The following is a 24280-nucleotide window of genomic DNA, read 5'->3' on the forward strand; positions in this document are numbered from 1 at the left end:
TAATTAGTGCTTAAGTGCTCGTTTTACCTTGGATTTAACTTTTATGACGTCAAACAACTCGTACCGTCGTATTGGGCTTATTGTACCTAGCTCTAATGTGACTATGGAAACGGAAATTCCTGCCTTATTGCGTGCCCGTGAAGCAATATTTTCTGATCGGTTTACTTTTCATGCCTCAAGAATGCGCATGAAGAATGTATCCAAAGAAGAGTTGGAACGCATGGATGATGATAGCTTGCGCTGTGCAGCGGAGTTATCAGATGCTGCAGTTGAAGTACAAGCCTATGCTTGTTTAGTTGCAATTATGAGTCGAGGAATGGGGTACCACAAAGTCTCACAACAACGTCTTTATGACGCCACTGTTGCTAATGGTCTGCCTACTCCAATCGTGAGTTCAGCTGGCGCTTTAGTCGATTCTTTGCATGCTATGGGCGCAAAAAAAGTGTCTATCATTTGTCCCTATATGAAACCATTAACTCGAATGGTAGTGGATTATATTGAAAGTGAAGGCATTGAAGTGCAAGATTTTATGGCGCTTGAAATTCCTAATAATCTTGATGTTGCAGCTCAAGACCCCAACGCCCCTGCTGAACTTTGGAGGAAGTTGGACGTCACCGGTATCGACGCTATAGTGGCCTCTGCTTGTGTACAAATGCCATCGCTACCTGCCATTGAAAACATAGAAAAGGCCTCCGGCATTCCCACTATTTCTGCCGCTGTGGCCACTACATACGAAATTTTAAAAACCTTAAATCTTGAGCCAGTGGCGCCAGGTGGTGGATTTTTGCTCACACAAAGGTAATGGGTAATAGGTAATAGGTAAGGGGTTAAAAAACGCTTACTTTACCTATCGATTATGATCATTGTGGTTGATTTAATAAACGCTTTAAATTGGCCGTGGTTAGGCTTAGGTGAGTGGTAATAAGCCATTGATGAATATCGACAGCCCTATGCAACCTTAGGCCAAAAGGCAAACTGCTGATGAAATTTGACTAGATTCATGACTGAGGTAAAGTGCTATAATGAGAACAGCTAATATACTGAGTGATTTACTTTCTAGAGTGAGTGATATTGGCCGCTCTCTTATGCCTGTGGCGGACAAACAGGAAACTCTCATCGACCGCTGCGAAACATTACTGTCAAGGCGAGGTGAAGCCACCAGCTTGGCCCTTGCCAGAGAAATACTTGATCGTTATAGTGAATTAACTGACGCGCATAAATACAATTTTTTTACAGACATGATGAGCCAGTTTGGCGTTGATGAAGCCAATCTAAGTGCCGCCATTGAGGCATGGGAAGTACCACAGAAATCATTGGCTACTAAAACTCCAGTCAAGGGCGAAACTCAAACTCAAAGTCAAAAATTGGTGCGCGATATTCACCTCGCCAGTGAGCCTAGAAGTCAAGAATTGATCCGACGGTTAAATCGGGCACCAGCAGGCACCTTAGATTTAGTCTCTATGCGCGCCGATCTTTTGGTGGCGATGGTGAACGCCCCCAAGCTAAAACAGATTGATAATGATTTTCGTCACCTGTTTAGTTCATGGTTCAATCGTGGCTTCTTAGAGCTCAGGCTTATTAATTGGGATAATACCCCTGCTGTTATTTTAGAAAAAATCATTAGTTACGAAGCCATCCACGAAATCAATGGTTGGGATGAATTACGCTTGCGTGTTGCGGCAGAAGATCGACGCCTTTACGGCTTCTTTCATCCAGCCCTAAGTGCCGAGCCATTGATATTTGTCGAAGTGGCGATGACCGCTAGTATTCCTACAGCGATTGCCCCCATTCTTGCGAAGCAGCGGCAACACCTTAATCCTGCCGAAGCCACTACAGCGGTCTTCTATTCAATTTCCAATTGTCAAAAAGGGCTTCAAGGCATTTCCTTTGGTAATTTTCTGATCAAGCAGGTGGTGGAAGAATTGCGCCATGAATTTACTAACCTCAGTCAATTTGTCACCCTATCTCCCTTGCCTGAAATGCGCCATTGGGTGCGCCAGCAAGTAGCTCAGAATAAGCTCAGTAATATCCCTCAAACACTACACCAAACCATCCACTTACTGAATGATTCAAAAGACGCGAGTGGTGTTGACCACGCCCAAATTGAGAAATTGACGGCCTGGTATCTACTCAAGGCAAAGAAAAGCAATGGTAGTCCGTTCGATTATGTGTCTCGCTTTCATTTGGGCAATGGCGCCTGCCTTCAACAAATTAATAGTGAGGCTGACGCAAGTGGCACCAGACTCAAAAGTTCTTGGGGGGTGATGGTTAATTACCTATATGACCTCAACTCCATTGAACACAACCATGAAGCCTTTGCCAACCACCAAACCGTCGTCTGTGCAGAGTCTGTGCGTCGGCTTGTGAAGTAGAAAATTTAGAGGACACCGTTAATGTACGACACTAATCATCTTGCCCATCATCTTAGGTCTGCCTCTGTTGGCCGTGACAGCGCCTTGTGTGCTGAAATGTTGGATGGCACAAAAGTGTCTTACGGTGAAATGTTCAGCACTGCTGAACAAAATGCTAGGGCACTGCAATTGGCAGGTTTAAAACCAGGCGACTGCGTTGCTGCGCAAGTCGAGAAGTCCATAGAGTCGATACAGCTGTATTTGGGCACCGTATTAGCAGGTGGGATTTTTTTGCCTCTCAACAACGCTTATATGCCATCAGAACTTGAATATTTCCTAACCGATGCTAAGCCACTAATATTTGTCTGTGATCCTAAAAAATCTGCTGTTCTAGAGGTTCTAGCTGAGCAAACGGGTGTTGGCAAAGTCTTTACCCTGTCAGCTGATGGCCTGGGGTCGTTGATTGATGCTCTGCCTATGCATACGCACAGTTTCAAAGAGGTGGCTCGCGGTAAGGATGACCTTGCAGCATTCTTATATACGTCTGGCACTACTGGCCGTTCTAAGGGCGCAATGCTAACTCACAACAACCTCGTCTCTAACGCCCAATCATTGTGCCAATGCTGGCATTTTGATAATACTGATGTTTTGATTCACGCTTTACCTTTGTTTCACATCCATGGATTATTTGTAGCGACTAACGTCACCTTATCTGCTGGATCATCGATGATTTTTATGCCCCAATTTGATAGTGAAATGATCATCTCACTAATGAGCAGGGCGACCGTATTAATGGGAGTACCAACTTTTTACGTCAGACTGTTAGAGTCGGCTAATCTTTGCGCAGCAACCGTTGCCCCCATGCGCCTGTTTATTTCTGGTTCAGCACCCCTATTGGCAGAAACGCATAAGCAATGGCAAGAAGTTACTGGTACTGCCATTTTAGAACGCTATGGCATGACAGAAACTAATATGAATACGTCAAACCCTTATCAAGGTGAACGGCGTGCAGGTACTGTAGGCATGGCCCTGCCAGGGGTTGAGGTACGCATAGCCGATGCAGATAGTGGCAAACCACTGGCTCAAGGTGAGATTGGGTCAGTCGAAATACGTGGACCTAATGTATTTGCGGGGTATTGGCAAATGCCCGAAAAAACAAAGCAGGAGTTTCGTGACGATGGTTTCTTTATTACTGGTGATATTGGCACCATCGATGGGGATAATTACCTTTCCATTGTGGGTCGCTCAAAGGATCTCATTATATCGGGTGGTTATAACGTTTATCCAAAAGAAATAGAGATCATTTTAGACGACGTTGAGGGTGTCTACGAGTCGGCTATTATCGGCGTGCCCCATCCTGACTTTGGTGAAGGGGTATTGGCTGTTGTCGTGTTGGCCACAGGTGCAGACCTAAGTGAAGACAGCATAAAAAATAATTTAAAACAAAAAATTGCTGCATATAAACGGCCTAAAAATATCTTTTTCGTTGATGAGTTACCCAGAAACACCATGGGTAAAGTATTAAAAAATATCCTTAGGGATCGACACAAAGATAATTTTACAACAACCTAGGCCCAATTATGGGTTAGGCAGTGGGTGGCGCTATTGATGGCCATGGTCTCAACTGACCGTTGCTGCCAGCAGCCTACCATCTCATCTGACTTAAACTTGCACTGAGGTGCTATCTGAGGCCATAGTTAGCTATTGTTATTGGAGGCTCAAGCCTCTATGGTCATGGTGGTGTTTTTAATAATGCAGAATAAGTTGATGTCAGACTCAGAACAAGATCAAGTTTTAGCCAATAACGTGGCTGCAACTCTTATGCACAAAGGCCACACAATGGCGACAGCTGAGTCTTGCACCGGTGGCGCAATCGGAGCTTTGCTAACCTCTCTTGCCGGCAGTTCTAGATGGTTTAATGGTGGCGTAATTAGTTACAGCAATCAATTAAAAACACAACTGCTAAGGGTAGACTCAAAATACATTGACGTGCATGGGGCAGTGAGCAAAGAAGTGGTTGAGGCGATGGCGGTAGGTGGTTGCGAAGTCATGGCAGCTGATATCTGTGTGGCGGTGAGTGGTGTTGCAGGTCCAAGTGGCGGTACTGCTGCGAAACCTGTTGGCAGTGTTTGGATAGCATGGTGCGGCCCTGAACAAAGGCTAACGAGTCGTTTATACCATTTCGATGGTGCGCGCAAAGAGATCCAAAGTGCGGCCGTGCGCATGGCATTGCAAGGAGTGATCAATCAATGTTGATCATTTATACCCAAACGTACCCAAACCTATGCAAGTTAAAACCACAAGCTGAATTATTGTCTCAATTCAGATAATGATGATGCCAGGCCAAAACATAATACACTGCTGCTTTTTAAAGCGTGTATATGCGGGTTCAGGGGTGACTAGGTGAAAGACACTTGGCGACATGGTTGGGTGAAGTTCCCATTTGACCCGCAAATTGCTGCCTGGGCAAAGGCCGCCAAGTTATATGCTGATGCGGTCATCGCTGATCAGAAAATGCAAAAGCTCTGGTTACAATGCGAAGGCACATGGTTTGTTGGTGTGGATGCCTTGCCAAATGACCCAGCGGGTCGCCTCGGTGATTCGGTTCCACTAGCAGGCACCGCAGTTGACTTTATTATCCAAAATTTTGGGCGATTGCCTGCACTGCATCCAGCGCAGGTGTCGGTGATCTACCCAGGATACCCAAAACCCCGAGCTCAAGAGACGCCAGCCGCTTTCCGGTTCCGTCAGACTCGAGACGCCGCGCATATCGACGGTATTTTACCCCAAGGGCCAGACAGGCGAAGAAATCTAATTGAACCCCATGCCTTTGTCCTTGGACTTCCATTGAACCATACATCACCGGGTGCTAGCCCGCTTGTCGTATGGCCAGATAGCCCAGCAATTGTGCGGCGTCATCTAGCTGCTGCATTTGCTCAAATGCCTGTCGAGCAATGGTCTGGGGTCGATGTGACCGAGATATATGCTGCCGCTAGGCGCGAAGTGTTTGCCACCTGCGAACGCCTTGAATTGCCAGCCCAGCCGGGCGAGGCTTATTTACTTCACCGCTTGGCATTGCATGGAGTTGCCCCCTGGACAGCAGACGAAGGTGAAGGCCTCGAGGGTCGGATAGTGGCTTATTTTCGACCTCCTTGGCGCGCAGGTATACAAGAGTTTTTGAACGACTGAATAGGAACTCGCCCAATAATGCAGTAGGGGGCACCAACGAAAGTTGCCATATAGGCAACGATCATTTTAGGGAGGGTTTATCCCTTAGCGAGTGCTTACCCTCCAAGTATAATAATTACCACGCCACCCGCTAATAAAAGTGACCAGGCCAGTCTTACTAGAAAGCGTTTTTCATTGAGCACTAATGCACCGAGCAAAACTGAGAGGGGGATCGACACTTGTCGGATAGCACTGACCACAGCAACCTCTCCACCAGCCTGAAAGGCGAACAAAATGAGTAGATACGAAGCGTAGGAAAGTGCACCTGAGGCGAATACACGTAACCAGGCTTTGGGCCAACAGCCAAATAACTGCAGACTTAATGGCCGTTTCTGCACCCGGGTGAGAGTAAAGAAAACGATAAAGGCTAACATTAAAGTGGTATAAACCCAAAATAAGAAGGGCGCTGGGGTAATGGTTTCCATGGCCACTGAATCTGCTAGGCCATAAATTGCAGAGCCAATCATCGCTACTGTAGCGGTAAAGATTAACTTAGGACGTTGCAGTAAACTGGCACCTCGTCGATACTGGATCATTATTGCGCTCACCAGTATTAGGCTGATACCTACTAGTGTCAGTGGCGAATAATATCGTTCTAAAAATAGATAGCCTATAGCCACAATAGCTAGCGGGGAAGAACGAATAATCGGATAGTAGACCGAAAGATCACCCGCTTTCAAGGTTAGCATCACGCACAGATAATAGAGAAACAGGCCCAAGGCTGAACCAGCCACCAATGGCCAAGCCTCGATTGGTAGGTTAAGTGGCTGGTTGAGTATAGTTGATTGGATTGCAGCAAATATAACCCACGAACCAGTTATCCCTAGATAAGCTGATTCCGGAAAATTCTGACCCTTAATCAATAAGTCACGAAAGGGGTGTAACGCTGCAGAACCGAGTACCAAGGCTATAACGAGTAAGTCCATCGGATTACTTGTAGTCTTCGTAGTAAATGGTTTGGCGGTTGAGAAACGGCTGTAGGTGAACAGTGGTCATGTCGTTAGCGATAAGTATTACGCCGTAAGATGGCTCCTCTTGGCAAAAGGCAAAAGCACCATTGTGTGGATCTTTATTCAGCAAGAGGGGAACCTGATGGTTGGTGCCGTGAATGGCAGAAAAGCTTATCCCCCGCCATTTTCCAAAAATGGGGCGGTGCACATGACCAAAAAATAGGTGTCGAATATCATTATGGTCTGACAGTGTTTGGATGAATTTTTCGCAATCACGCAAGCGCATTGCATCCAGGTTAGGTAGACCAACATCAAACGGTGGATGATGCATGAACAAGTATACAGGGCGATCATGGTGCTGAGCTAACTGCTCACGCAACCACGCATGCCTCAGTTCACAATAAACGCCTTCGTCGGTGCCTGGTTCGTTGGTGTCAAGAAACAACAGGACCCCTTCGGAAGTGACCTTCGACCGTTGCACAAACCCATTAGAGTCCCTGGGCACATTACTAAAAACATCACAGAAGTGCTGCCTGTGATCGTGATTTCCCAGTAGCAAAAAAGTGCGCATGGGCAGCAGCATCAGTAATTGTTTTAATAACGCATAAGCGCCAGTTTGACCAGCTTCAGCCATGTCTCCAGTGAGCACGCATAGTTCAGCATCAGTGTGGTGAGTCACAATATCCTCAAAGCACTGTCGCAAGCGTTCACCCGGATCAAGGCCATGAAGTTTTCCTCCAGCAGCGACAAGGTGGGTATCAGAAACGTGAATAATTTTCATGCTGCGTTCTTCTCCACAAGAGTCTAGATCAGTTTGGTAACGGCAAAACTAAAACATTAGCCACTATTGAGATCAAGATCTTCTTCATACTGAGCGCTAGACTATATAGGCTGGCAATTTTGGGCTAACTTACCTGCGACAAGGCACCATCGAAAAACGACTCATCAAGTAACTAGTGGTTTGCTATTTAGCAGGCAGTATAGCACTAACAAACCCCTGCTTTGCTTAAGTAATACCCACAGTTGTGGTTGAAATTAATACGTTATGGTCTCTAGCGAGGCTTTTAGTCTGCATTGAATGTTCGGCCTACTATCAACGCTGTAAGGCCGTTTGGAAAACTACAGTTTTTAGTCAGGTGTTTAGGGATATTACAAATAAGTCACATCAAAATTATAGAAGCATTTAATCCCTTTTAGAACATAGAGATAGTGACCAGAATATTAACGATAATCCTTTGAATTATGACCCAGTTAAATAAAGCTCATAAAAAATGCTGAGTTTTTTCTGCAATGTCTTGCCAACAAAAAAAGCAAAATGATTAACCTACGTAAATCACAGGCATTAGGTGATGACAGTCACTAGGTAATAACAGTTACTAGGTAATGACAGTTACTAGGTAATGACAGCCAATGGATGTATTCTTTGAGAACCAGTAGTGAAAATTTCAAAACACATTGAATTGCCTCAACACTAGAAAGATGTGGAGATAAATCATTCAATGAGGGGGTTGTAATTAAGGCTGTGCTGCTTTGGCCAACACATTTATCCAATCAATATAACTTTCCTCAAAAAAACTGCTCTTTGACAATTTATACATTAAGTCTTGCACTTTTTCTCAAGTATGGTTTAATACTGTATATACAGACAGGTACTGTATGTAATCACAGTGTCAAGAAAAGACCAATGACCAGAAGCTTAGTCTTCAAGCCAAAAAAATTAAGGTGAATCTCATGGATGCAAATAAACAAAAAGCCCTCGATGCAGCGCTAGGCCAAATCGAACGCCAATTTGGTAAAGGTGCAGTAATGCGCATGGGTGATCAGCCCAGAGAAGCCATTCCTGCAGTATCTACAGGATCTCTTGGTTTAGATATCGCCCTTGGAATAGGTGGATTACCTTTTGGACGTATTTGTGAAATTTATGGGCCTGAGTCTTCAGGTAAAACAACCCTGACCTTGCAAGTCATTGCGGAAGCTCAAAAAATTGGCAAGACCTGTGCATTTGTTGATGCTGAGCATGCATTGGACCCCAGTTATGCTGAAAAACTGGGTGTTAATGTGGATGACTTATTGGTTAGCCAGCCAGATACGGGTGAACAAGCGCTTGAGATAACAGACATGTTAGTCCGTTCAAACGCAGTTGACGTGATTATTGTGGACTCAGTTGCAGCTCTAACACCGAAAGCTGAAATCGAAGGCGAAATGGGAGACCATCACGTGGGTCTTCAGGCACGGCTATTGTCTCAAGCCATGCGCAAGATTACCGGTAATATTAAAAATGCCAATGCTCTAGTCATTTTCATCAACCAAATAAGAATGAAAATTGGTGTCATGTTTGGTAGCCCTGAAACTACGACCGGCGGTAATGCACTAAAATTCTACTCCTCTGTGCGTTTGGATATTCGTCGTATTGGTGCGGTAAAGAATGGTGATGAGATAGTAGGTAACGAAACCCGTGTCAAAGTCGTCAAAAATAAGGTTGCGTCTCCCTTTAAACAAGCAGAGTTTCAAATAATCTATGGTAAAGGCATTTACCGCATGGGTGAAGTTATTGATCTAGGCGTTAAGCAGAACTTGGTTGATAAAGCGGGTGCTTGGTATGCTTATAAAGGTGACAAAATTGGTCAAGGTAAAGCCAATGCTTCCCAGTATTTGCTAGATCATCCAGAGATTGCTGAGGAAATCGAACTGCAAATTAGAGAAGAGCTTTTGAGCATTCCTAAGGCCAGCGAAACCGACAATGACGTGGTAACACCACTAACATTCTAAACTATTAGTACAATTTAGTGGGTCATGGATAAGCTTTCTGTATCAATAGATAGCGCAAAGCAAGCCTCTGCTTTGCGCTATCAAGCCATTGGATTACTGGCACGACGTGAGCAGTCCCGCAGTGAACTGCAGCGTAAACTGCATCTTAGAATGCTAGAAAAAGACTGGGACGTTGACCTAGAGCATCTACTCGACGAACTTCACCGCCAAGGTTTACAGTCAGATTTGCGCTTTTCAGAAGTTCTCATAAGGTCAAAAGCAAATGCAGGGTATGGTCCATCTCGACTCTATCAGTGGGGTGTGCAATATGGTCTAGACCGTGAATTGGTGCATACTCAAATGCAAGAACAGCAATTTGATTGGTTTGCTAACGCCCTCAAACAAAAGCGCAAACACTGTGGATTAAGCCTTGCAATTAACCTAAAAGAAAGAGCTAAACAAGCACGCTATTTGTATCAACGAGGGTTTGCTCAAGAGCATATTTATTACGCTATCGAAGCGTTACCAGACGACCGTCCGTGAGTCTGCATACTTTTTTATCAAAATATAGAATAATCTTCTTAATTAGAACGTAAATTGCCTGCAATGGTCGAAAGCCATTAGTGGTTCAGTATATACTTACGCTTTTGCGTTAACAGCGAGACTGACCATGAAAATCGCGGCTATCCGTCAGGCATTTCTTGATTATTATAAACAATTAGGCCATGAAATAGTGCCTAGTAGTTCCCTTGTTCCTGGTAATGATGCCACCTTGTTATTTACCAACGCAGGTATGGTTCAGTTTAAAGACGTTTTTTTAGGTGACGACAAACGTCCCTATAATCGTGCTGTGTCTTCTCAGCGTTGCGTGCGTGCGGGTGGAAAGCATAATGATTTAGAAAATGTTGGTTACACTGCCCGCCATCATACGTTCTTTGAAATGCTGGGTAATTTTAGTTTCGGTGATTACTTCAAGCAAGATGCAATAAAGTTTGCGTGGAATTTCTTAACCGTAGAGTTGGGTCTGCCCGCAGAAAAACTTTGGGTCACTGTTCATCACAGTGATAGCGAAGCAGAAAAAATCTGGTTTGATGAAATTGGTATTAACCAACAACGTTTTTCACGCCTAGACGAAGATAACTTCTGGTCTATGGGTGATACTGGACCCTGTGGTCCGTGTTCAGAAATATTTTATGATCATGGAGAAGACATTTGGGGTGGACCTCCAGGCTCTCCTGAAGAAGATGGCGACCGGTATATCGAAATTTGGAATATGGTGTTCATGCAATATAACCGTAATAGCAGCGGTGAGATGACGCCACTGCCCCAACAATCAATCGATACAGGTATGGGACTGGAACGGATTGCAGCGATTTTACAAAATGTTCACTCAAACTACGAAATAGATTTGTTTCAAAACCTGCTGCAGGCCACTGTGAAGATCATCGGAACAGACGACGTGGACAGCAAATCTCTCCAAGTTATTGCAGATCACATACGATCAGTATCATTTCTAATCTTGGATGGTGTGATACCCTCAAACGAAGGTCGTGGCTATGTTTTGCGTCGCATCATGCGACGTGCCATTCGCCATGGTAATAAGTTAGGCGCCCAAGGCAGTTTCTTGCACCAACTGGTGGCACCGCTGGTGAAGGAAATGGGCGAAGCTTATCCGGATCTTAAAGAGGCCCAAGTTGTCATTGAAAAGGTCATTGTTAAAGAAGAGCGACAATTTGTTAAAACATTGGACCAGGGTATGCGTATCCTGGAACAGGATTTAGCCGATTTAAAGGGCGATACCATTCCAGGTGACACCATTTTTAAGTTGTATGATACCTTTGGCTTTCCTGTGGATTTAACGGCTGACATCGCCCGAGAACGACACCTTGAGATGGATATTGGTGGCTTTGAAGAGGCGATGGAGCAACAGCGACTACGAGCACGTTCAGCCAGCAGTTTTGCTGTGGACTATAGCCACAAGATCGACCTAGCAGGCCAAACTGATTTTCAAGGCTATGTTAACTTAACTCACACGGGCAAAGTTTTGGCAATCATTGTCAACAGTGAACCTAGCGACAGGGTAAGCCAGAAGGGAAAACTCCAGTTAGTGTTGGACAGCACTTCTTTTTACGCAGAATCGGGGGGCCAAACCGGCGACCAAGGTATGATTGAGTGGCCGGGTGGCTCAATTCAAGTCACAGATACGCTCAAGCAAGGTCAACACTTCGTGCATTATGGGCATTTAATTAGAGGCGAACTGGGTGTGGGTGACGTGGTTGACACTTTTGTCGATGGACGCTTTAGGGCTGATTCTGCAAAAAATCACTCAGCCACTCATTTGCTTCATGAAGCCATGCGCAGAACCTTGGGTGACCATGTGACTCAAAAAGGCTCTCTAGTAAATCCTGATCGATTAAGATTCGACTTTTCCCACTCCGAGCCAGTTTCTGCTGCGCAATTAGCTGTTATTGAAGCCATGGTTAACGAAGAAATTCGTGATAACACCGAAGTTGCAGCCGAAACAATGGCCATTGATGACGCTAAAGCTGCAGGTGCTATGGCATTATTTGGTGAAAAATATGGTGATGAGGTTCGCGTGATTACTATGGGTAATACTGCTGCAGTAGACCTAGGGCAGGGCGAGCAGGTGTTCTCGTTAGAACTGTGTGGCGGCACTCACGTTGAGCGAACAGGTGATATTGGCGCCTTTATCATCACCTCTGAATCAGGAGTGGCGGCTGGAGTCAGACGAGTTGAGGCACTAACAGGAGCTGCGGCGAGTGAATGGTTAGCGACCACTGGAAAAACCCTAGCTGCGGTCAGTAGTTTGGTTAGGGCTGGCAGGGATAAAGTGACTGAAAAAGTACAAGCTTTAATCGACAAAAACCGCCAACTAGAAAGGGAACTAGAACACCTTCAAGTGAAGATGGCGGCAGCACAAGGTGCTGATCTCGTTTCTCAAGCCAAGGAAATACATGGTGTTAAAGTGCTCATCAGTGTGCTTGAAGGAGTGGAACCCAAGTCCCTGCGAGATGCCATGGACCAGTTACGTAATAAGCTAGGTTCTGGTGTGGTGATGCTCGCAGTCATTCAAGGAGACAAAGCCAGCATCGTCGCTGGTGTTACCAAAGACCTCACTGATAAAGTGAAAGCTGGGGAGCTGATCCGTCATACGGCGTCAAATATGTCTGGGAAAGGCGGCGGGCGCTCTGATATGGCCCAAGGTGGTGGACAAGCGGACCAACTCACTCAAGCGTTAGCTAGCGCTCACACTTGGTTAGAAGATTCGTTGGTATAGTATAAGCACAATGCGACTAAACCTAAACCAACGGCGAAGTCATATAGCTTTTAGATAGTAATTAGGAATTTAACATGGCGTTGTACGTACAAAAATATGGTGGCACATCAGTGGGATCAGTCGAGCGTATCCAACAGGTGGCAGAAAAAGTTAAGGGTTTTAGGGACCAAGGCCACGATATAGTAGTGGTCGTATCTGCTATGAGTGGTGAGACTAACCGACTGATTAGTATGGCTAACGAAATGCAGGATAAACCGTCACCTCGAGAGATGGACGTCCTAGTTTCTACGGGCGAACAGGTCACTATTGCGTTGTTATGCATGGCACTGTCTGAACGCCAATGCCCTGCTCGCTCCTATACGGGTGGCCAGGTTAAGATCCAGACCGATTCCTCCCACACTAAAGCTCGTATTCAGAACATCGATGTTGACAATATGCGCAGGGATTTAAATGGAGGTCGGGTCGTGGTTGTTGCAGGATTCCAAGGAGTCGACGACGAAGGTAATATCACCACTCTGGGACGTGGAGGTTCAGATACCACAGGAGTGGCTCTGGCCGCCGCTCTGAAAGCTGACGAATGTCAGATCTATACGGACGTCGACGGTGTTTATACCACTGATCCAAGAGTGGTCGATAATGCCCGCCGTTTAAACGAAATCACCTTTGAAGAAATGCTAGAAATGGCCAGTCTAGGTTCAAAGGTTCTGCAAATTCGTGCTGTCGAATTTGCAGGCAAATACAATGTCCCATTGCGGGTGCTGCATAGTTTTAAAGAAGGCCCGGGAACACTGATTACAACTGAGAGTGAAGATACCATGGAACAACCTGTTATATCCGGCATAGCTTTTAACCGTGACGAAGCTAAACTGACCATTACTGGGGTACCTGATATACCCGGAGTGGCATCAAAAATTTTGGGTCCCATTAGTGATTCTAATGTGGAAGTTGACATGATTTTGCAAAATGTCAGTGCTGAAGGCCTCACAGACTTCACTTTCACTGTGCATCGTAATGATTATGACCAAGCCTTTGAAACCATAAAAACCATTGCTAAAAGCCTTAATGCAAAAGGCGCTATTGGTAGTGAAAAAATAGCTAAAGTTTCAATTGTTGGTGTGGGTATGCGATCTCATGCGGGTGTTGCTAGCCGTATGTTTGAAAGTTTAGCGAACGAAAACATTAACATCCAGATGATCTCAACTTCAGAGATCAAAGTTTCCGTAGTGATTGACGAAAAATACCTAGAACTGGCTGTGCGTGCATTGCATTCCACTTTTGAAATGGATCAACCACAAACGGTTGAAGAATAATGAGTTTGCAACTATGATCACAAGGTAAGGATTGTATTGGCATTGATCTCTATTTTACTTACATCGCTAGAAAGCAAGTAGTGTAGGAATAATTAAGGTGTTCGGAAATTGGCAAGTCTTGATTTACCGGCCCAATAAAACGGAGCTTTATTATGTTAATTTTGACCCGCCGAGTGGGCGAAACCCTCATGGTTGGTGACCAAGTCACTGTCACTGTTTTAGGTGTAAAAGGTAATCAGGTTCGTATTGGTGTGAATGCTCCGCGTGATGTTGCAGTCCATCGTGAGGAGATTTATCAGCGCATTCAAGATGAAAAAACTGGTGCTGATGAGTCATCTGAGGAAAGCTAGATTATTTACCAATCAAGTTTGGTGTTGAATGATTGTGTTCGCGCAATGCACCATACTTGAATCTCTAAAGGGCCATTCCAAGCCTTAATCAAACTTCGGCTCAATGCTTGAGTTTTGGCACCAGTAGTCATAACGTCATCAATGATGGCGATTTGATTAGTCCCCCGATCGACTTCTGATTTCTTCACCTGAAAAACCGCACTCAAACTACTTTGGCGTTGCCAACGGGTCTGGCTTTGCTGCGATACCTGATAACCTTTACGGTTGCATAGGCGAGTATTAACGTTTACGTTCAAAAGTTGACTGAGGCCTTTGGCTATAAATTGGGCTTGGTTAAACCCCGGTTTTCTTAACCTCAGGCTATTAAGGGGCACAGGAATGAGTAGTTGTGGCATAGTGATTCTACCTTGCATTATTGCCGCCATTACGGCCCGACACAGACAACTTGTTAGGAGTCGACCTGCGGCGAGATTGCGCTCATGCTTAAATTCGTTCATCAAACCATCAATTGGTGCTAAATAGTTCAAGGCGCAGATTGTTGTTTTGTAAAGAGGGGGCTTTTGCTGACAATGAACGCACACCATGTCTCCTTCAAACACATAAGGTCCAACGTATTAAGCACACGTAATACAAGCGTTTTTGTTCCATGGGATGTCGTTCATGCAGGAGGCACACAGATTATCCTTGTGGTGGGGATGTGCACCACACAGCATGCAGGGTGGTTGAATAAAGCCTAGTATTTGATTAATAAATAACCAGATGTAAACCCCCTCAAGTTAATTGGTTGACTAAAAATGCCGAGCTTTTAAGATGCTTGCTGAACTCCAAAAGCTGGACCAGCTATGACAACTGCCACCGTGACCTCTTCCATGAACACTGATATCAAGTTTAGCCCAGATCTACATAATCACCGTCGTCATAACTGGGGAGTCGATGAAATTACCCTGCTTTTCAGTTTGCCATTGAATGACCTTCTCTTTAAAGCTCAAACGATTCATAGAGACCACTTTGATCCCAATGAGGTTCAGGTGAGCACTTTACTATCGATCAAAACAGGTGCTTGCCCTGAAGACTGTAAATACTGCCCCCAGAGTGTTCATAATGACACTGGCCTAGAAGTTGAACGCCTGATGAAGGTGAAAGAAGTCATTGAAGAAGCTGTGGCAGCAAAAGCCGCGGGTGCCAGTCGCTTCTGTATGGGTGCAGCATGGAAAAACCCGCGGGCTAAAGACATGCCTTATGTTTTAGAGATGGTCAAAGAAGTCAAGGCCATGGGCCTTGAAACTTGTATGACCTTGGGTATGTTGGCGCCCGAACAAGCTGAAAAACTGGCTGCCGCCGGCCTAGACTACTATAACCATAACTTAGACACTTCACCTGAATTTTATGGTTCCATTATTACCACCCGTACCTACCAAGACCGTTTAAATACACTCACTAACGTCCGCGAAGCGGGCATGAAAGTCTGTGCTGGAGGTATTGTGGGGATGGGTGAAAACTTACGAGACCGTGTAGGCTTGTTACAGCAATTAGCTAATATGCCGCAGCATCCCGAAAGTGTGCCAATAAATATGCTAGTCAAAGTTGAGGGTACTCCCCTTGATCAAGTTGAAGATCTAGAGCCTTTTGACTTTATACGCACTATCGCAGTGGCCCGCATCCTCATGCCAAAATCCCATGTTCGATTATCTGCGGGTAGAGAACAAATGAATGAACAGATGCAGGCTATGTGCTTTTTTGCTGGAGCTAATTCAATCTTCTATGGTGAGCGCTTACTTACTACGGAAAATCCTGCAGCAGAAAAAGATAGAGCATTGTTTGAAAAGCTGGGCATACGCCCAGAAAAACGTCAAGATGTTTCAGATGAAGCTCATCGTGGTGCCATCGAACAGGCCATGGAGAGTACTAAGATGGAGCATATGTTTGTTGATGCTAGTCTCTAATGCAAAACTTAGATCATGCTCTGAGCGCAGAACTTAATCAGCGACAACTTGACCACCTTTATCGTAAACGTAATTCGCATGATGGGCCACAGAGGCCGCAACTAAAAATAAATGGCCAAACATTATTGGCCTTTTGTAGCAACGACTATTTAGGTTTAGCCAACCATCCTGCACTGATTAGGGCTGCGCAAAATGCGTGTGTTGATTATGGCCTAGGAAGTGGTGCCTCTCATTTGGTAGCCGGTCATACGGGCGTTCACCACGAGTTAGAAGAAGCCTTAGCGAAGCTGACTCAGCGGCCCAGAGCATTGCTATTCTCTAGTGGTTATATGGCTAACATGGGAGTCCTGAGCAGCTTATTAGACCGCCAAGATGCGGTTTATCAAGATCGATTGAATCATGCCTCATTGCTAGATGGTGGGCTTTTGAGCGCGGCCAAATTCCAGCGCTATCGTCATCAGGATCTGTCTGATTTGCAACGACAGTTAGACAAGACCCAAGCTAGACGTCATTTAGTGGCTACGGATGCTGTGTTTAGCATGGATGGCGACACTGCACTGCTAAAACCCCTAAGTCAGCTTTGCCATGCTCAGCAAGCATGGTTGATGATTGACGATGCCCATGGTTTTGGAGTGCTTGGGCGGGATGGTGGGGGCAGTGCCTTAGCTCAGGGGTTAACCACTGATGACTGTCCTATTTACATGGCAACTTTGGGCAAGGCCTTGGGGAGTTATGGTGCTTTTGTCGCAGGTAGCGATGTATTGATTGAAACTCTAATCCAATTTTCTCGTAATTATATTTATACTACAGCCTTGCCCCCTGCCATAGCTGCCGCCAGCCTTGCTGCAGTCAACCTGCTGCAGCACGAGGTTTGGCGGCAGCAACACCTAAACCATCTGATTAGGTTATTTAAACAGCAGGCTGAGCACTTGAAATTGCCATTGATGCCAAGTGATACGGCAATTCAGCCCCTATTAATAGGTTCATCTGAGGTGGCACTAAGGTTAAGTGAGTCGCTTAAAGAGATGGGCTTTTTGGTCACGGCTATTCGTCCACCAACAGTGCCTAAGAATACTGCTCGTCTGCGCATTACCTTGTCTGCCGCGCATACAGAAAACCACCTGCAGCAATTATTAGCCGCTCTGTCAAAGTTACAGCATCAGGGTTTATTGGCTGTGGTAGATGATTAAATGTGCCTAAACTGTCCCAAGAGCGCAGGCGCTAATCCAAAGAGCCACAAACGAACTCTAGTTTTGCTCCATGGCTGGGGTTATGACAACACATGCTGGCCGCAAGAAATGTTGCAACAACTGAGAGTCGATTATGAGCTAATTGTGTTAGATTTGCCGGGTCATGGGCAAGATCCCTCAGAGCTGATCCAGCACGATAGTATCAATCAACTGGATGAATGGATACGGGTTACTAAGGCCCGACTGCCTCAACGTTATGATTTAATGGGATGGTCACTAGGTGGGCAAATTGCCATTCGCATGGCACATAACGATAGTCGTATACAGAGACTTATATTAATGGCTGTCAATCCTAAATTTATTAGTAGTAATGACTGGCCTAAAGCAATGTTGCCTAAACTTCTGCTCCAGTTTGACCAAGGATATCAGGCCCTAGCAGAAAAGACTTTGCGTCGATTTGCTATGTTGCAGGCCCAAGGTGCAGGGAAACCCAAGCCATTGGGGGTTCACTTGGTGAACCTGATGCTGCCAAAACGTCAAAAAATACTAGGTCTTAAACTACTATACGAATTAGATGAGCGAGACCATCTTTGTCAGTTATCTCAGCCTTGTTTCCTTGAGCTAGCTGATGCTGATGAGTTAGTACCCAATGCATGGGTTAGAGAATTAAAACTGCCTAATAATGTGCAGATACATGCTGTATCAGGTGGACATGCCTACTTTTTGGAGACACAGGGAGTAGGGGCAAATATGGCCAGATTCCTGCGGCTTGAGGTGCCTTGTTGATGCCTGATCTAAATTTATTACCTGATGTTGATAAAGTCGCTCAGGCTTTCAGTCAAGCCGCACATACCTATGATGATGTTGCAGGGTTGCAACGCATCGCTGCTGACCAGCTATTGAAAAAAGGTCCACTAGTCCACCAAGGTAAGGTGTTAGACATTGGCAGTGGAACGGGTTATGTCAGTGCCCAGTTGGCAGCACTTGAGGCCGTGACTTCAGTAATAGGATTAGATATTGCTCAGGGTATGATAGATTATGCCCAATTATGTCACTCTGATAAAAAACTGAATTGGCAATTAGGTGATGCACAAAACTTACCCCATGCTTTGGCCGATAACGTCACGCGCTTCGATTTAGTTGTTTCTTCTTTATCCATCCAATGGTGCAAAGATCTTGATGCTGTGTTTGCTGGAGTGGCTCAATGCCTAGCTGATGGTGGAGTTTTTCATTGTGCGACTCTTGGCCCACAAACCTTACACCAGTTAAAGTGGGCTTGGGCTCAAGTCGATAACTATCAGCACGTTAATGACTTTGTGCCTTTGGAAACCCTGCGCAATCTGCTTGAAAAGCAGTTTGCAGATGTAACTATTGAGTGTGAGCCTGTTGAACTCAAATACCTGACTGTGCATCAACTGACAAGAGATTTAAAACAACTTGGTGCCAGCAACCAGAACGCTCAAGCATCCCAAGGTTTAATGGGCATAGGACGCTTTCGTAAGATGGTAGAGGCCTATGAACACTTGCGTGATGATGAGGCCCAATTACCAGTGACTTATGAAATTTATTACATCAAGGCTAAGGTACATAAATGAAGCGCTTAAAACAACGCTATTTTATAGCAGGCACAGACACTGATGTTGGTAAAACCTTGGTCGCTTGTGCGTTGTTAGCCCAAGCTCGCAGCCGTGGGTTAACCACAGCTGCTGTTAAGCCTGTGGCTGCTGGGTGCATTGAAACTGAAGATGGCTTAAGAAATGATGATGCAGATCAATTACTGGCCCAGTGTACCGTGCCTTTGCATTACGAACAGGTGAACCCAATCGCCTTTTTGGAGCCTATTGCGCCCCATATTGCTGCTCAAAAGTTAGGCCAGCGCATGCAGGTGGATCGTCTTTCAGGCTTCACTAGTGGCGTCCTAATGCAAGGGGCCAACCTCACACTGGTCGAAGGAGCGGGTGGTTGGCGTGTGCCCGTGAACGAGCGTGAAACTTTAGCAGATTTGGCGATATCTCTATCTATGCCTGTCATATTGGTCGTTGGCATACGCTTAGGCTGTATCAATCACGCATTATTAACAGTCGAGGCGATTACCAAAGACGGCTTAAAACTTGCTGGCTGGGTTGCTAACTGTGTTGATCCAGAGATGGCTGAGTTGGAGGCTAATATTGCTACTTTACAAAGCCGTATCAAGGCCCCCATGATAGGCTTGGTACCACACCTGACTGGCATAGGCACCCCTGCGGCAAGGGTTGACGCTTGTCAGACCTATTTAGATCTTGATACGCTGGTTAACTAATGTGGATGGCAGCGATCTAATTTAATTGTTTGGCGGGCAACTCACGGCATTAACCTGCTAACTCAATACAAGCAGTTAGCTTTTTTATATCCCCATTTGATGACTGTAAAGTCTCACAATTGACCTTAGGCTATGAAACAGAGTATTTTTCAAACAACTGTTTGAAAAATAGAAGTTTGATTGCATATAACTTAGGAGTCAACATGCCTAACTACCAAGCTCCCCAACGTGACATTCAATTTGTAATGCACGAAGTATTAGCCATGGCTGATCATTATAAGTCTGTGCCTGGTGGTGAAGACATGGATGCACCCATGATAGATGCAATTCTTGAGGAGGCATCAAAGTTCTCTGAAAATGTGCTTGCTCCAATCAACGCTTCGGGTGATGCTCAAGGATGTCAGTGGAACAACGGTGTTGTAACAACGCCTGCAGGCTTTAAAGAAGCTTATGCACAATTCGTAGAAGGGGGTTGGCCATCTCTCTCACATAGTCCAGATCTTGGTGGACAAGGCTTGCCAGAGTCACTGGGCACTATGGTTAGTGAATTAAATGGCACCTCTAATTGGTCGTGGAGCATGTACTCAGGTTTAAGTCATGGGGCCATGAACACGATAGAGACTCATGGTACTGAAGAACAAAAGCAGTGCTATCTATTACCCCTAGTAGAAGGGCGTTGGACGGGTACGATGTGTTTAACTGAATCCCATTGTGGCACAGACCTAGGCTTGCTAAGAACTAAGGCAGAGCCACAAGCAGACGGGTGTTATCACATCACTGGTACAAAAATTTTTATTTCTGCAGGTGAGCACGATATGGTGGATAACATTGTGCACATTGTACTTGCCCGCTTACCTGATGCGCCTGCTGGTACCAAAGGGATTTCGTTGTTCATTGTGCCTAAGTTTTGTATAAAAGCAGACGGCAGCCTTGGAGAGCGCAACCAAGTCAAGTGTGGTTCTTTGGAACAAAAAATGGGTATACATGGAAATGCAACTTGTGTGATGAACTTTGATGGTGCCAAAGGTTATCTTATTGGCCCGGCAAATAAGGGCTTAAATTGCATGTTCACATTTATGAATACGGCTCGTATCGGCACAGCAGTGCAAGGTCTGTGTGCAGCAGAGGGTGCATTTCAGGGCGCTTTAGAATATGCCAAGGAGAGGTTGCAAATGCGTTCTCTTGCTGGCCCAGTCGCCCCAGAAAAGCCTGCAGACCCGATTATTGTGCATCCTGACGTAAGGAGAATGCTACTTACTGCAAAGTCTTTTGCCGAAGGTGGCCGCATGTTAGTTTATTATTTGGCCCAATTAAATGACACAATTACCCGCAATAGTGACAGTGACGACGCCAAAGATGCTGAGGTATTGCTGTCTTTACTAACCCCGATAGCCAAGGCATTTATGACTGAAACAGGGGTAGAGTCTGCCAATTTGGGCATGCAGTGCTTTGGTGGCCATGGTTATATTCGTGAGTATGGCATGGAACAAATTGTCCGAGACGCGAGAATTTCTACTATTTATGAAGGCACCACAGGTATCCAAGCACTTGATCTATTAGGGCGCAAAGTGCTCATGACACAGGGTGCAAGTCTCAAACTATTTACTAAAAAAATCCATTTATTCTGCCAAGCTGAAATTGAGAATGAAGCTATGGCTGAGTTTATCAAACCCCTCGCAGTAGCCAACAAGGAGTGGGGTGATCTCACAGTAAAACTGGGAATGGCGGCCATGAAAGATCGCAATGAGGTAGGCGCAGCTTCGGTAGATTACTTAATGTACGCAGGATATGTGACCCATGCATATTTTTATGCCAGAGCTGCCAAGGTCGCACAAAACGCGCTAGCAGGGGACACCTCCGAAACGGATTTCTATGAGGCGAAGTTATTTACGGCCCGTTTCTTTTTTGCCCGCCTATTACCTCGAACACAAGCTCATGCCAGTGCGATGTTAGCAGGTGCTGATACCTTGCAAGGCTTACATGAAGAACACTTTAGGTTTTAATTTAGACGTGACACCCGGTCTGTGACAACTGGTCTGTGAGAACTCGCGTGTATCAGGCCATTTTCATGCTCACACTGATCTACTAGCTAAAGCTACGGTAAATAAATTCGGCCCAAACATAGACAAAAAATAGCACAGCTACAAATACGGCAGCTGAACCCATATCCTTAGCGGCACCTGCAAGGTCGTGGTGTTCTGTACCTATCCGATCTAACGTAGCCTCGACGGCAGAGTTAAGCAACTCCATTAAAATAACTAACAAGCCAGCACCGAGCATAAGAATGCGTTCTACTGGGGATTCACCTAGGTGAATGGCGCAAGGAACACTGAACAAAAAAATAACTGTGTATTCCCGCATACCTGCTTCATGTTTAAAACAATAAGCCATGCCTTTAAGCGAAAATACAGTGGCCGTATACATTCTGTTCCAGCCACCATTTTTAGGATAGTGCCTTGGATCGGGTTTTTTTGAACTCATAGGTGACTTCTTATACTAGTTAATTGTGTTTGAGACGCATATTCGCCACCATTAGTTTAACTAACAAATATAAAACTGAAAAGTAGCCTTATATTTTGTGAAAGTCCTTGCAGGTAATAAATAATGTTAGAATTGGCGAATATTAAAACTGCCTAATTGGGATCTTATTTTGTATCAATTTATTGCTGGTTTGCCAAAAGTTGAGCTGCACTTGCACATTGAGGGTAGCTTAGAACCAGAACTGATGTTTCAGCTAGCTAAACGCAATAACATCGATATTCCATATGCTAGTCCAGATGAAGTTCGTGCGGCGTATGATTTTTCAAACCTGCAGTCTTTTTTGGATATTTATTATCAGGGCGCGCAGGTACTTATCACAGAGAGGGATTTCTATGACTTAACTTGGGCTTATATGCTGCGCTGTAAGACAGATAATGTGCTGCATGCAGAGTTATTTTTTGACCCACAAACTCACACTAGTCGGGGTGTAGATTTCGACCTAGTAATGAAAGGTATCTGTGGGGCATTGGCTGCAGCAGAGATTGAACTAGGTATTAGTAGTCAGCTAATCCTGTGTTTTTTGCGCCATTTAGATGAAGCAAGTGCTTTTGATACGTTAAACCAAGCTCAAGCATGGAAACAGCAAATTGTTGCTGTGGGTCTAGATTCCTCAGAATTAGGACACCCTCCTGAAAAGTTTGCTAGGGTGTTCGCCACTGCCCGTCAACAGGGTTATCTCACTGTAGCACATGCTGGCGAAGAAGGTCCTTCGAGCAACATCATAGACGCTTTGGATATCCTCCAAGTGAGTCGCATTGACCATGGTGTGCGCTGTGTTGATGACCCTCAATTAGTAACTAGACTCATTGATGAACAAATCCATTTAACCGTGTGTCCACTATCAAATACTAAACTGAAAGTTTTTGCATCTATGGAGCAGCACAATATTGTTGATTTATTGTACAAGGGTGTCAGCGTGGGTGTCAATTCCGACGATCCTGCTTACTTTGGTGGTTATATGAACGACAACTTTAATGCTCTAGCTAACGCCCACCCACTGACTTATGAGCAGCTGGCTAAATTTACCTCTAACGCGATTGATGCTAGCTTTTGTAATGCGCAGCGCAAGTATGAACTCCAACAGCAACTGCAAGTGTATTTGGACAAACAATAGGTGATGAGTAATATTAAAATTTTGGTCACGGGCGTATCTAGCCAAGTTAGATCAGCTCTTTGTGCCAGAGCTTTGAGTGCTGGGGTGTCTGCCGTATGGTTTGACGACAGTATACTCAACAGTTTGCAATTGGAGTCTATTAAGGCCGCTATTGTAAGCTTCAAACCCAGTTATGTGGTGAATACAGCAAGCTACTCTGTGGTAGATTTAGCTGAAGACAATGCCCAAAAAAGCTATGTTTCTAATCATGATGTGGCCATGGTTTTAGCACAGGCTTGTCATGAGTTAGCTCTGCCATTATTACACTTGTCAACTGATTATGTGTTTGATGGTGAGCAAAAGGTGCCATATAAAGAGGACTCTTTTGCTGCACCAGTAAATCGTTTCGGAGTGGCTAAGTTGGCAGCAGAGCAGACCATAAGGCAATACTGCCCTCACCATATTATCTTACGCGTGGGCTGGATTTTCAGTGCTCAAGGTAATAATTTCGTTCTCAGAACTTTAAAACAACTGCAAGAGCATCATCAGGTTAAGGCCGTTTCTGACCAGTATGGTTGCCCTACCTATGCCAACGATGTGGCACGAGTGCTTATTGCAATAATTAAACAGTTAGAGTGTGACATTGATGTATGGGGCACTTATCATTATAGCGGTGCTGAAGTGACGAGTTGGAAAGGTTTTGCAGAAGCTATACTTGCTGCAGCAAAAAAACATGGTGTCACCGAGGCTGAAGCTATTGATGCTGTGACTAGTCTTGAATGGCCAGCTGCCGCACCTCGACCAGCCTATAGTGTGCTTGATTGCAGTAAAATACAGACGACCTTTGGGATACGTCAAAGGCCCTGGCGCTCCGGTCTGGTTAAGGTAATAGATCAAGTGTTTAAAGGCAAACACGTGATCTAATAATCGAGTAAATAGGTAGTGATTGGGACTTAAATTAACTGCGATTAAAAAAGAC

The 24280-nt window shown here is 45.1% G+C and carries 23 protein-coding genes; 18 read left to right on the plus strand and 5 right to left on the minus strand.

Annotated elements, in window-relative coordinates:
• Positions 1–43 precede the first annotated feature (43 nt).
• The 5 genes from ABXT59_RS01870 (at position 44) to ABXT59_RS01890 (ending at position 5540) form a co-directional block, all read left to right on the plus strand.
• On the plus strand, positions 44–802 hold the full coding sequence (locus ABXT59_RS01870) for a maleate cis-trans isomerase family protein (protein WP_443637319.1): 759 nt from the start codon (positions 44–46) through the stop codon (positions 800–802).
• A gap of 220 nt (positions 803–1022) precedes the next feature.
• Entirely contained in the window at positions 1023–2372 is a 1350-nt protein-coding gene (locus ABXT59_RS01875) for a malonyl-CoA decarboxylase domain-containing protein (RefSeq protein WP_443637320.1), read from the plus strand.
• Between the two features lie 21 nt (positions 2373–2393).
• A complete protein-coding gene (locus ABXT59_RS01880) occupies positions 2394–3923 on the plus strand; it encodes a malonate--CoA ligase (protein WP_443637322.1) in 1530 nt (509 codons plus the stop codon).
• A gap of 180 nt (positions 3924–4103) precedes the next feature.
• A complete protein-coding gene (locus ABXT59_RS01885; protein ID WP_443637323.1) occupies positions 4104–4607 on the plus strand; it encodes a CinA family protein in 504 nt (167 codons plus the stop codon).
• Positions 4608–4754: 147 nt separating this feature from the next.
• Positions 4755–5540 (plus strand): hypothetical protein, encoded by a 786-nt coding sequence (locus ABXT59_RS01890; RefSeq protein WP_443637324.1) that lies wholly within the window; start codon positions 4755–4757, stop codon positions 5538–5540.
• 95 nt (positions 5541–5635) lie between these two features.
• Here ABXT59_RS01890 and ABXT59_RS01895 read toward each other — a convergent pair whose 3' ends face one another.
• Positions 5636–6505, minus strand: a complete 870-nt coding sequence (locus ABXT59_RS01895) for an EamA family transporter (protein WP_443637325.1) — start codon at positions 6503–6505, stop codon at positions 5636–5638.
• 4 nt (positions 6506–6509) lie between these two features.
• The gene (locus tag ABXT59_RS01900) at positions 6510–7310 is read right to left on the minus strand and encodes a phosphodiesterase (RefSeq protein WP_443637326.1); all 801 of its coding nucleotides are present in this window, start codon (positions 7308–7310) and stop codon (positions 6510–6512) included.
• Positions 7311–8260: 950 nt separating this feature from the next.
• Between ABXT59_RS01900 and recA the strand changes: the two genes are divergently transcribed.
• From recA to csrA, 5 genes are all read left to right on the plus strand, one after another.
• Entirely contained in the window at positions 8261–9298 is a 1038-nt protein-coding gene (gene recA, locus ABXT59_RS01905; protein ID WP_443637327.1) for a recombinase RecA, read from the plus strand.
• Between the two features lie 24 nt (positions 9299–9322).
• Entirely contained in the window at positions 9323–9820 is a 498-nt protein-coding gene (locus ABXT59_RS01910; RefSeq protein WP_443637328.1) for a regulatory protein RecX, read from the plus strand.
• Between the two features lie 127 nt (positions 9821–9947).
• Positions 9948–12575 (plus strand): alanine--tRNA ligase, encoded by a 2628-nt coding sequence (gene alaS, locus ABXT59_RS01915; RefSeq protein ID WP_443637330.1) that lies wholly within the window; start codon positions 9948–9950, stop codon positions 12573–12575.
• A gap of 74 nt (positions 12576–12649) precedes the next feature.
• Entirely contained in the window at positions 12650–13885 is a 1236-nt protein-coding gene (locus tag ABXT59_RS01920) for an aspartate kinase (protein ID WP_443637331.1), read from the plus strand.
• A 152-nt stretch (positions 13886–14037) separates the two neighbouring features.
• Positions 14038–14235 (plus strand): carbon storage regulator CsrA, encoded by a 198-nt coding sequence (gene csrA, locus ABXT59_RS01925; RefSeq protein ID WP_443637332.1) that lies wholly within the window; start codon positions 14038–14040, stop codon positions 14233–14235.
• Positions 14236–14240: 5 nt separating this feature from the next.
• On the opposite strand, the gene ABXT59_RS01930 is transcribed toward csrA, so the two are convergent.
• Complete coding sequence (locus tag ABXT59_RS01930; protein ID WP_443637333.1) at positions 14241–14732, minus strand: ComF family protein; 492 nt, start codon at positions 14730–14732, stop codon at positions 14241–14243.
• A gap of 117 nt (positions 14733–14849) precedes the next feature.
• The gene (locus ABXT59_RS01935) at positions 14850–14948 is read right to left on the minus strand and encodes a hypothetical protein (protein WP_443637334.1); all 99 of its coding nucleotides are present in this window, start codon (positions 14946–14948) and stop codon (positions 14850–14852) included.
• A 156-nt stretch (positions 14949–15104) separates the two neighbouring features.
• Between ABXT59_RS01935 and bioB the strand changes: the two genes are divergently transcribed.
• The 6 genes from bioB (at position 15105) to ABXT59_RS01965 (ending at position 21670) form a co-directional block, all read left to right on the plus strand.
• Positions 15105–16178, plus strand: coding sequence for a biotin synthase BioB (gene bioB / locus ABXT59_RS01940; protein WP_443638532.1), 1074 nt, complete (start codon positions 15105–15107; stop codon positions 16176–16178).
• Positions 16178–17368, plus strand: a complete 1191-nt coding sequence (gene bioF, locus ABXT59_RS01945; RefSeq protein ID WP_443637336.1) for an 8-amino-7-oxononanoate synthase — start codon at positions 16178–16180, stop codon at positions 17366–17368. Before bioB ends, bioF begins: the two co-directional genes overlap by 1 nt.
• The gene (locus ABXT59_RS01950; protein ID WP_443637338.1) at positions 17369–18154 is read left to right on the plus strand and encodes an alpha/beta fold hydrolase; all 786 of its coding nucleotides are present in this window, start codon (positions 17369–17371) and stop codon (positions 18152–18154) included.
• The gene (bioC, locus tag ABXT59_RS01955; protein ID WP_443637340.1) at positions 18154–18963 is read left to right on the plus strand and encodes a malonyl-ACP O-methyltransferase BioC; all 810 of its coding nucleotides are present in this window, start codon (positions 18154–18156) and stop codon (positions 18961–18963) included. The genes ABXT59_RS01950 and bioC overlap by 1 nt, the downstream gene beginning before the upstream one ends.
• Positions 18960–19667 (plus strand): dethiobiotin synthase, encoded by a 708-nt coding sequence (gene bioD, locus ABXT59_RS01960; RefSeq protein WP_443637341.1) that lies wholly within the window; start codon positions 18960–18962, stop codon positions 19665–19667. Before bioC ends, bioD begins: the two co-directional genes overlap by 4 nt.
• 203 nt (positions 19668–19870) lie before the next feature.
• On the plus strand, positions 19871–21670 hold the full coding sequence (locus ABXT59_RS01965; protein WP_443637343.1) for an acyl-CoA dehydrogenase C-terminal domain-containing protein: 1800 nt from the start codon (positions 19871–19873) through the stop codon (positions 21668–21670).
• A gap of 82 nt (positions 21671–21752) precedes the next feature.
• Here ABXT59_RS01965 and ABXT59_RS01970 read toward each other — a convergent pair whose 3' ends face one another.
• Positions 21753–22148 (minus strand): diacylglycerol kinase, encoded by a 396-nt coding sequence (locus ABXT59_RS01970; protein WP_443637345.1) that lies wholly within the window; start codon positions 22146–22148, stop codon positions 21753–21755.
• 169 nt (positions 22149–22317) lie between these two features.
• Between ABXT59_RS01970 and ABXT59_RS01975 the strand changes: the two genes are divergently transcribed.
• Positions 22318–23322: an adenosine deaminase gene (locus ABXT59_RS01975; protein WP_443637348.1), complete on the plus strand. Its 1005-nt coding sequence runs from the start codon at positions 22318–22320 to the stop codon at positions 23320–23322.
• 3 nt (positions 23323–23325) lie between these two features.
• Positions 23326–24225 (plus strand): dTDP-4-dehydrorhamnose reductase, encoded by a 900-nt coding sequence (rfbD, locus tag ABXT59_RS01980; RefSeq protein ID WP_443637350.1) that lies wholly within the window; start codon positions 23326–23328, stop codon positions 24223–24225.
• Positions 24226–24280: the final 55 nt, after the last annotated feature.

Source organism: Candidatus Njordibacter sp. Uisw_058, assembly GCF_047730065.1.
In the GTDB taxonomy this organism is placed as follows: Bacteria; Pseudomonadota; Gammaproteobacteria; order Pseudomonadales; family Balneatricaceae; genus Njordibacter.

Excerpts from the sequence above, each read along its gene's own strand:
- ABXT59_RS01870 (WP_443637319.1), top strand. The coding sequence starts at position 44 with ATGACGTCAAACAACTCGTACCGTCGTATTGGGCTTATTGTACCTAGC.
- ABXT59_RS01875 (WP_443637320.1), top strand. The coding sequence starts at position 1,023 with ATGAGAACAGCTAATATACTGAGTGATTTACTTTCTAGAGTGAGTGAT.
- ABXT59_RS01880 (WP_443637322.1), top strand. The coding sequence starts at position 2,394 with ATGTACGACACTAATCATCTTGCCCATCATCTTAGGTCTGCCTCTGTT.
- ABXT59_RS01885 (WP_443637323.1), top strand. The coding sequence starts at position 4,104 with ATGCAGAATAAGTTGATGTCAGACTCAGAACAAGATCAAGTTTTAGCC.
- ABXT59_RS01895 (WP_443637325.1), bottom strand. The coding sequence starts at position 6,505 with ATGGACTTACTCGTTATAGCCTTGGTACTCGGTTCTGCAGCGTTACAC.
- ABXT59_RS01900 (WP_443637326.1), bottom strand. The coding sequence starts at position 7,310 with ATGAAAATTATTCACGTTTCTGATACCCACCTTGTCGCTGCTGGAGGA.
- recA (WP_443637327.1), top strand. The coding sequence starts at position 8,261 with ATGGATGCAAATAAACAAAAAGCCCTCGATGCAGCGCTAGGCCAAATC.
- ABXT59_RS01910 (WP_443637328.1), top strand. The coding sequence starts at position 9,323 with ATGGATAAGCTTTCTGTATCAATAGATAGCGCAAAGCAAGCCTCTGCT.
- alaS (WP_443637330.1), top strand. The coding sequence starts at position 9,948 with ATGAAAATCGCGGCTATCCGTCAGGCATTTCTTGATTATTATAAACAA.
- ABXT59_RS01920 (WP_443637331.1), top strand. The coding sequence starts at position 12,650 with ATGGCGTTGTACGTACAAAAATATGGTGGCACATCAGTGGGATCAGTC.
- csrA (WP_443637332.1), top strand. The coding sequence starts at position 14,038 with ATGTTAATTTTGACCCGCCGAGTGGGCGAAACCCTCATGGTTGGTGAC.
- ABXT59_RS01930 (WP_443637333.1), bottom strand. The coding sequence starts at position 14,732 with ATGAACGAATTTAAGCATGAGCGCAATCTCGCCGCAGGTCGACTCCTA.
- ABXT59_RS01935 (WP_443637334.1), bottom strand. The coding sequence starts at position 14,948 with ATGCTGTGTGGTGCACATCCCCACCACAAGGATAATCTGTGTGCCTCC.
- bioB (WP_443638532.1), top strand. The coding sequence starts at position 15,105 with ATGAACACTGATATCAAGTTTAGCCCAGATCTACATAATCACCGTCGT.
- bioF (WP_443637336.1), top strand. The coding sequence starts at position 16,178 with ATGCAAAACTTAGATCATGCTCTGAGCGCAGAACTTAATCAGCGACAA.
- ABXT59_RS01950 (WP_443637338.1), top strand. The coding sequence starts at position 17,369 with ATGTGCCTAAACTGTCCCAAGAGCGCAGGCGCTAATCCAAAGAGCCAC.
- bioC (WP_443637340.1), top strand. The coding sequence starts at position 18,154 with ATGCCTGATCTAAATTTATTACCTGATGTTGATAAAGTCGCTCAGGCT.
- bioD (WP_443637341.1), top strand. The coding sequence starts at position 18,960 with ATGAAGCGCTTAAAACAACGCTATTTTATAGCAGGCACAGACACTGAT.
- ABXT59_RS01965 (WP_443637343.1), top strand. The coding sequence starts at position 19,871 with ATGCCTAACTACCAAGCTCCCCAACGTGACATTCAATTTGTAATGCAC.
- ABXT59_RS01970 (WP_443637345.1), bottom strand. The coding sequence starts at position 22,148 with ATGAGTTCAAAAAAACCCGATCCAAGGCACTATCCTAAAAATGGTGGC.
- rfbD (WP_443637350.1), top strand. The coding sequence starts at position 23,326 with ATGAGTAATATTAAAATTTTGGTCACGGGCGTATCTAGCCAAGTTAGA.